Below are 8,475 nucleotides of genomic sequence, written 5' to 3'. Positions count from 1 at the left end.
TACCTGATAAGAGCCCTGTAGGGAAATTTGTTGCAAAAGTTCCGATCCTTGGCCATTCTGATCCTTTTCCATATTTTCGGCAATTGTACTCCACATCGTGGTAAATCGTGGGCCCATCTGGTTTTTATCAAAGAACCAGTTGCCTTTCTTGGTTACGAAGGCCTCTCCCAAAGGCATTTGTACGATTTGTACGCCGTTTGCTCCTTCATCCGTACAAGTCAGATAAGTGCCGTCTGCCGATGCAGTGAAATGTTGTATTGTTTTTCCCGCAATGGTTACAGGAGATTTGAATTTAATCCCATCCGGTGTATAAATAAAGGCTATACCTTCGGCGGAAGAATTGGTTTTTGCCGGTAGTTTGAACGTTTGATAGCGTCCTATCTCGTCAGATTCTTCCATGTTTATTACTGTGCCGTCTATATTCAGGCGCATGGTAAATCCGGGAAATGCCTGTATCATCTTGTTGAGTCGGTTGCTATAACTCTCCCAGGTCGTACCGGCCGACAGGGGAATCATCTGCATTTTTACGCCGGTTTTCTTTCCTCTTAATTCGATCCCTTCTTTATTGATGGTAAGAATAACGAATTCATAATCACCCTCATAACCCAATCCGTCCGGGTTCGGGTCAGAAAACTGATGCAATATCCGATTGTATGTGTCAAAACTCAGGACGGGCCCCATATCGGCTTTCACCTGATACATGCTTGTGACCTGTTCGCCCGGCGACTCCAATATGGGCGATTCTGCAGTGACTTTTACTTCTCCCTCTTTGGAAAAAGTCATGTACAGTTGAAAACCTCCGTATTTACTGTCTTCCGGATAGTATTCAAAAATCCAACCGTTTTCCGCACCGGTCAGTATTTCATTACATTCTTGCAACATTGCGTTCATCCTGCGTGCGGAAGAACTGTCGAATATATCGTTTTCATCCGAGCATGAAGAGATGCACAATGTGAATAGGGCGATAAGGATATAAACTGATTTATTCATTGTCCGTCATTTTTTCATTTAAAATTGAATCAATATTTTCAGAGCGTCTGATGATGATCGTTCTTAATTCTTCTATGTCGATGCTCCATGAGGCCATGAGCCATTCTTTAGCCATATCAAACTTGGTCTGTATCTTGGCTGCTCCCTCTGTGCCGGCATTTGCCAGCATATTTTCCCAAAAACCATCCGGCTTGACAAGATAGTTTGCTATCACCTCTACGAAATCCTCTTGTGGTTGCATACCTGCATAGGGAGTAACGAATCCCAGTTTCCATGCTTGCAGTTCCGTACGGTTTTGCCAGCCGGTAGAAGAGTAGTCGGCTGCGGATATTTGGTTATATTCCGTAGGATAACTTTTCTTTTGGTGAAGAATGTGGGCAAACTCATGGTGCATGGTTTCGAAGTAATATTCATTCAGCATTTCCACGTCCGTAGGATCAATGGAATTCACTTTGTACAATACTACTTTGATACCTTCTTCCGCAGAACCTAAAATCTCCGTTGAAGAAGAGGGGTTGATGGCCGACGAGCCGATAAGGAGAATCACTTTAGGAGCGTAGGTCCGCATGAAATCCTTGTTTATTCCGGTCTTGTCGAACATCTCGTCGTATGATTCGAGCCACAGATATTTGATGATCTTTGCCAGTTTCTTGGATTTCTCTACTTCTGCCGGAATATGGTTGTACGACATATTGGCTTCTATGTCTTCCAGCCGGTATTTGAAGTCGATGTTGTATTCTTTCACATAATTCCGGAGTAGCCAATTGTCGAACTCTGTGCGTGCCGGAGGATTCGTATCAAAAATACTGTCTCCGAGTTTGTCTTCAGAACAGGAGGAGATCATTCCGCCGGTTAAAAAGATTGCCAATGCGTATAATAAAATCTTTTTCATATTTTTTCTGATTTCGTTATTATCTGGGGTTAGGTTGCATGCCGGCTCCGATTACATCTGCCGGTAGTTGTAATGCTCTTCGGGGGTCATCTTTGGTCAATATGTCATTGGCCTGTCCAGCAATGTTGTGTTCTATCTCTATGCCGAACCGTTTGATATCAAACCATCTAAGGCCTTCGTGTACCGTTTCTATACGTCGGAAATGAAGCAGACAATACATAAAGTTGAGTTGTTTGCCCGGTTCGATTTCAAACATTGGATGGAGCTCAGGGCGTATTGTCTGGTCTGCTGTTTCATAATAAGAATCGATCCGGTCTTCTGTTAGGGCTTTGACTCCCGGTAAAGTATGCGAATCATACCAATAGCTCAGGTCTTTTGTCGCGTTGGAATAGTCTTTCATATGAATGTAAGCTTCTGCGCGGCAAAGGAGGGTCTCGTCTGTTGTAAAGACCGTATTCACGATATTCAGATAGCCTATTCCGGAAATGACATCCGTATATTCAATGAAACCATACAATTTGGGATAATAGGATACTTGATCGTTTCCGTATATTTTGAGTGCCTGATAGAGGTATTCCGGGGTTACCCATGGTCCGAGACTCCAGTAGGTGGTCTGCAGTTTAGCAGTGTTCATGGCATATCTGCTATATTGAGATCTCCAATGATTGTAGTTCCACATGGATGTAGCGGGCATCAGTAAGAGATTGCATGCTAATTCAGATTTGACATAAGCGATACCGCAATCTTTTGCTGCGGCGATACTTTTGTACTGAACTTGATCACGGAGTACTTTTGCCGGATTCTCTCCAATTGCTTTGGTGGCATATTTTATGGCTTTTTCATAGTTGCCGTAATACAAATTGAACCGGGCGGCGAAAGCATATGCCGCTTTCTGATTGAAATGATATTTGATAACGGAACTTTTGTACTTCGTGTCGTCGATAAGGGGCAATCCCTCTTCTATGTCACGATTTATTTTTTCATATACTTCGGCAACGGTTCCTCTTGCATATTGTCCGGATACTATTTTTTCCGGCTTTTCCACATAAGGTATTCCAAGATCGACGCTACTTGTCTGGGAATTGTATGCTTTACAAAAAACATTGACTAAGATGAAGTGGGAATAAGCGCGGCAGACAAGGGCTTCTCCTCTGGAGGCAAGCTCGTCTTCGGTTTCTTCTTCAGAATTATTCAGGTATTCCAATGCATGATTGGCGGCAGCTATTGCTTTATAGTATTCGTTCCATATGTATTGTGGAGTATCTTGCTGGTTATCGGTGAAATCCTGCCATTTATAACTCTCTTCCACACTTTTATTGAAGGTCATATAGAGTGGTCCGTTATCTGCCACGTTGTCGGACATTAGTTCGGTTATCTGCATATACGTTCCACTGGGGTAGGCGGATACGAGCAGTTGTAACACTTTCTCACTATTGTCGAGTTCGGTTCTGTTGTCCGGCATCTTATCCAGAAAGCCTTCACAGGAGGATGTGGTCAATAACATTGCTATGACTGCCAGACCTATTGAGTATTTATTTTGATTTTTCATATTTATTGTCTTTTTTTATAATCCTAATCTTAAAGTTAGAGTAAACTGTTTGGGTACAGGAGAAGCCACCCCGCCGGAACGAAAGAATTCCGGGTCTTGTCCGTTCAATTTAGAATCCGAATAAACGAGGAAGAGGTTGGTTGCCTGCAGTTTCAGTTGCAGATTATTCAGCTTGAATTGCTTGATCCAGGCCGGGTTGAAATCGTATGATAAAGAGATCTCTTTCATCCGGATAAAATCGCCTTTTGCAACGCGGACATCCGAATAGTTATACGCATTATAGGCATATTTTAGATTGGGGATGTCTTGTACCTGGCGTTTGTGAGCTATTACCGGAATGTTGGTATGGGCTTCGTCTCCGGGCACCGTCCATCTGTTCTTAAATTCTTTGGGCATTGCATCCAGATCGGAGTACTCGCTTTTGAATACAGGGTCCAGGCGGACTACATTTCCGAAAGAGTAGGTCATGAAGACATTTAATCTGAAATTCTTGTATGAAAAGATATTTCCGAAACTTCCCGTAATGGTGGGATCGGTAGGACCTTCGTATTTCAGGAAACCTTTTTTCATCGATTCCTGGAAATTGATTTCTGTGATGGTTATCTCTCCGTTTTCATTGATAAAAGTAGGTAGCCCGTCTTCATTCAAACCTTGGAAAGGGATTGAAAACAGTGCACGTACGGGATACCCTTTTTCGGCAAATCCCATTCCGGAGATGAGGCTCATTACTCGTGCTTTAGAGTCCAGTTCGGTTATTTCATTCTTGGATTTTGAGAAGATAAAATCCGTAGTCCACTGAAAACTCTTTGTCCGTATGTTTTTGGTAGACAAGGTCAGTTCGAATCCGCTTGACTTCATAGAAGCCACATTGGCGTATTTCATTCCTTGTCCGCCACTACCTTGTGTATTGATGACTCCGATCAGGTCATAATTATTACGGGTGTAATAGTCTGCACTAAGATTGATCCGATTGTCGATAAAGCCGAAATCAACACCGATATTGAATTCATGCTTTTTTTCATAAGTCAGTTCGCTGTTTTCCAAATCTTCTATTTGCAAGCCCGATTCTTTTACATCGGCGAAAGGGCGGTAAGGGGAGTAGTTGCGGTATACCACACGGGAGTTGGTAACAAAGGCGGGGCCTCTGTCGGCAGTCAGACTATAAGAAGCCTTTAGCGTAAAGTGCGACAAGGCCGGAGTCAGTTTCTCAAAAAACTCTTCTTCATGCATGTTCCATGCTAAGGCCGCGTTCCAGGTAGGCAGCCAGCGAGCCGACCGGGCTTTTCCCAATCTGTTGGAACCTTCATAGCGGAGCGTTCCGGTGGCTGTATATTTTCCCATATATGAGTAGGTTGCCATACCGAAGAAGGCAAGGTTCCGGGAATAGGTCAGGTCATTGTAGTAGTATTGGTTATTCTGTTCTATTCCTTGCTTGAATATCAGGTAATCGTAAAAAGGCACCCCTCCTTTTTCATATTGGTAGCCCCAGCCTCTTGACCAGTATTGGGTACGGTCGGCCGAGTTCGCTTCTGTTCCGGCAAACAGGTTCATAATATGTTTGTCCTTGAAGCTGGTGTTATAGCTCAGGCTGGCTCTGAAGTCATATCCGAACAACTTGTATTCGTTTTTATCGAAGATACCTCCTTCCGGTAATACGACTACGGGAAGTGAGTTCGGAAGATCCGGATTTTTGTATAGGAGCGGATTCTTATCGAGTATGGTTGCATCTCCTGCGGCACGATATGCCTCGGGTTGATTAGAGTTCTCTTTTATAAGATGATCTTGTGAGGTCATCTGATATTTTACTGCACCTACAACTTTAGCTTCCAAGCCTTTGATGATTTTCCAATTCAGTTCACCCTGGAATTTGAGATCTACCACATCCAGATCGATGTAGTTTTTGTCCAATTCATTCAGAATGTTGAAAGGGGCATAGTTTCTGGTATAATATACCAGTCCGTTTTCATCTTTCAGAGCTAATGTTCTTGATGTATTCAGCGCATAGCTGTATGGGTTGATGTCAAAGTCGCGCCTAACCTCTCCGCTCACTACATCTATCTCCTGGCTCAATGTTCCGGGAGCTTTTTGTTTTCTGTAAGAACCGTTGGAAAGCAGCGTCAACGTCAGATTGTCGGACAGGTTGAAGGAAGCATTGGCATTGGCTGTATATCTTTTGACCGAGCTTGCTTTGGTCCAGCCCGGATCATTATAGATACTGATCGAACCGTAGTACTTCGCTTTTTCCGTACCGGAACTGATACTGATCGAGTGATTCATGGTGATGTTGTTATTAAACAATTCGTCAAACCAGTTCGTGTTTCTCATTTCGGCCATCTGAAGGTATCTGGCACGTGCTTCGGGGGTATTTTCCAGTCCCCATGTCTGGGTCTTCGGATTATAATCGTTGATGAGCTGGTACATCTTTCCATAAACTCCGCTATTGGAGGCCCGGTAAGTATCAGAGAAGATCAGCCAGCCTTTTTCTGCCATTTCATTGTAAACACCCATCTGTTCCTGCGAATCCATTATGTTGAAATCGTTATAGTTAGGTTTCAGGCGGGATGTGAATTCACCGGTATAGTTGATCCGGCTGACACCGGCCTGCCCTCTCTTTGTGGTGATTACTACTACGCCCGCCATGGCTCTGGCACCGTATATGGAGGTAGCCGAACCGTCTTTCAGGATTTGAAAACTTTCGATATCGTCGGCACTCAATCCGGCTATTGCAGAACTGATCAAGGTGACGGCGTCGCCGGAAGACAGGTCATCGGCGTTGATTTCAACGGCATCTTCCATGACAACGCCATCGACTACCCATAGCGGTTTGGAACTGCCGTAGATAGAGGTGGCACCGCGTACACGAATCTTCGGGGCAGTGCCGAAAGTACCGGACACATTCTGTACGGATACTCCTGCGGAGCGTCCTTCCAGTGCGCGGCTTACATCGGGTATACCGTCCAGGCGGGCATCTTCTGCTTTCAGTCTGTCGGTTGCACCGGTAAACAGGCGTTTGTCTACTTTTGTCATACCCGTCACGACCACTTCGTCCAGAATCTGCGAATCGGAGTTAAGAACCACCTTTATCGTCCCCTCTTTGATCGGGAGTTCTTTGGTCTCCATTCCGATGTAGGAGACGATCAGGGTTTTTGCCTTTTCCGGAATGTTTATCTGGAAGTGGCCGTCGAGATCGGTGACTGTCCCGACTGTTTCATCCTCTTTAAACCGGATGCTCACCCCTGGCAGACTTTCCCCTTTATCATCTACCACAATACCCGACGCCTGTTTCACTTTCCCTTTCTCGGGAGCTTTACGGGGTTTGAATATCTGGATGTATTTGTCTTTTATTTCATAACTAAGAGATTGTCCTTTCAAAATGATCTCCAATGCTTCATTGATCGATTTATCCTGGAAACGAACGGTTATCTTCCGTCCCAGATCTACATCATTCACATTGAACCATAGGGAATAGGTGGTTTTTGCTTTTAGTTGTTCCAAAGCTTCTTTTACTGTTACGTCTTTCAGATCGAGAGAGAAGTTCTTCTCCTGAGCGGAAATGACCTGTGCACAGATTAAAAAACAGGTGATTAAAGCCATTTTCATAAGGGCTTTCCATTCTTTTACATACATCGGCGCTATTATTAAATTATGATTGATTATTTTCTTGATATAATTATTTCATCTCCATCGATCGTGTAATACAGATTGTTGTTGGCGGCCATGATGTCCAGTATCTCTGTAATCGTTTCGTCGTTTCGGAAATCGCCATAGAAGCGTTCGGTGCTCAGTTGGCGGTCTTTTATTTCGATTTTTACATTGAATGCCCGTTCCAGATCACGTACAATCTGACTTAGCGGTTCTTCGTTGAAGAAGAGGGTGTTTCGTATCGTTACGCTTGGAACCCGTATGGATGCCGTGGGTTGCCCGGTGACATTGCTCGGGATAACATCCAATATTTCCTGTTTCGGATGTGTCCACATGGCATAACTTTTGGCATCTACGTTTTTCACGGTAACCCGGTTTTCCTTTTTGTTGATGACTGCCTGCTGGTTGGGGATAAGCAGCACGTTTCTTACATTGTTTTCGATATTTCCGACATTCAGGCTACCTTCTACCAAAGTAACCCGTGCACTTTCATCTTCCTTATAAGATTTAAAGTTGAATTTGGTACCGAGTACTTTAATCTTTACCTTTCCGGAAAGTACACTGAACGGGAGTTTCTTATTTTTGGTGACCTCAAAATAGGCTTCGCCGTCCAGAGAAACATTCCGGTTGGAATGACCGAAACTTTCCAGATAAGATAACCGGCTTCCGGAATTCAACCATACAGAGGTTCCATCGGGTAAAGTAACTTTAGATTTGGAGCCATAAGGGATTTCAATTGTTTGTGCCAGGCGAGAGTCTGATGAGCCGGAGCGGGCTATATAGTAGGAACCTGCACCCAGCCCGAATGCTATGGCAAAAACGGCTGCATACCGCATCCAGGAGCGGGGCACGGAATATCGCCTGCTTTCTTTCTGCTTTAGACCGGTCTTTCTGGCGAAGCCGGCATAGGCATCTCCGATTTGTGAGGAGAAGAATTTCTTGTTTTGAGAGATGCGCAATCCTTTTATCAACAGATAATACTCTTTGTACACCTGCTTGTTTTCTGCGCTGTTTTCATACCATGCTTTCAAAACAGCCTCTTCCTCTTTGGATATCTGCTTGGAGAACTGCCTGTTGATAAGATTAAAAATATCGATGTCATTGTCCATACTTGTCGCCTTTTATAAGTAGGACGTCCGGGAAATACAGTAGGGTAGTGAGAAAAGAACTTTTTTCGATAAAAGTTTTCTTTTTTATCGAAAAAAGTATCACGAAGCTTGTTTAATGCGGATTTTACTGATTAAAAAGATAGAAATATAAGGCTGTAATGGTGAGGAGGTAATCTTTCAGTTCCTCTCTGAATAGGCTGAGTGCTTTTTTGATGTGGTATTTCACCGTATTGACGGAGATGTTCAGCTCATTAGCTATTTCGGCATAGCTCTTGTTTCCATACCGGCTCAGC

General features: G+C 43.8%; 6 protein-coding genes. All 6 read right to left on the bottom strand.

The window, feature by feature from the left end; translation table 11 throughout:
* A partial coding sequence (locus tag QVP90_RS18620; protein WP_288204916.1) for a DUF4302 domain-containing protein occupies positions 1-990 on the bottom strand: 990 nt, incomplete at its 3' end.
* A complete protein-coding gene (locus tag QVP90_RS18615) occupies positions 983-1,882 on the bottom strand; it encodes a zinc-binding metallopeptidase (RefSeq protein ID WP_021937258.1) in 900 nt (299 codons plus the stop codon). The genes QVP90_RS18620 and QVP90_RS18615, both read right to left, overlap by 8 nt.
* 19 nt (positions 1,883-1,901) lie before the next feature.
* Positions 1,902-3,431 carry a RagB/SusD family nutrient uptake outer membrane protein gene (locus tag QVP90_RS18610; protein ID WP_021937257.1) on the bottom strand — a complete coding sequence of 510 codons (1,530 nt, stop codon included), beginning with the start codon at positions 3,429-3,431 and terminating at the stop codon, positions 1,902-1,904.
* A 15-nt stretch (positions 3,432-3,446) separates the two neighbouring features.
* Entirely contained in the window at positions 3,447-7,058 is a 3,612-nt protein-coding gene (locus QVP90_RS18605) for a SusC/RagA family TonB-linked outer membrane protein (protein WP_021937256.1), read from the bottom strand.
* 26 nt (positions 7,059-7,084) lie between these two features.
* Positions 7,085-8,182, bottom strand: coding sequence for a FecR family protein (locus tag QVP90_RS18600; RefSeq protein ID WP_021937255.1), 1,098 nt, complete (start codon positions 8,180-8,182; stop codon positions 7,085-7,087).
* A 124-nt stretch (positions 8,183-8,306) separates the two neighbouring features.
* Positions 8,307-8,475 (bottom strand): sigma factor-like helix-turn-helix DNA-binding protein (locus QVP90_RS18595; protein ID WP_288204932.1); only part of this gene is annotated, 169 nt, incomplete at its 5' end.

Source organism: Bacteroides sp. CAG:189 (assembly GCF_000432295.1).
Lineage (GTDB): Bacteria > Bacteroidota > Bacteroidia > Bacteroidales > Bacteroidaceae > Bacteroides > Bacteroides salyersiae.
The sequence above is the reverse complement of the archived record's forward strand: the minus strand, read 5'-3'. Positions and strand labels throughout refer to the sequence as shown.

Bases quoted from the DNA above. Each gene is read 5' to 3' on its own strand.
- QVP90_RS18615 (WP_021937258.1), bottom strand. From the start codon at position 1,882: ATGAAAAAGATTTTATTATACGCATTGGCAATCTTTTTAACCGGCGGA.
- QVP90_RS18610 (WP_021937257.1), bottom strand. From the start codon at position 3,431: ATGAAAAATCAAAATAAATACTCAATAGGTCTGGCAGTCATAGCAATG.
- QVP90_RS18600 (WP_021937255.1), bottom strand. From the start codon at position 8,182: ATGGACAATGACATCGATATTTTTAATCTTATCAACAGGCAGTTCTCC.
- QVP90_RS18605 (WP_021937256.1), bottom strand. From the start codon at position 7,058: ATGTATGTAAAAGAATGGAAAGCCCTTATGAAAATGGCTTTAATCACC.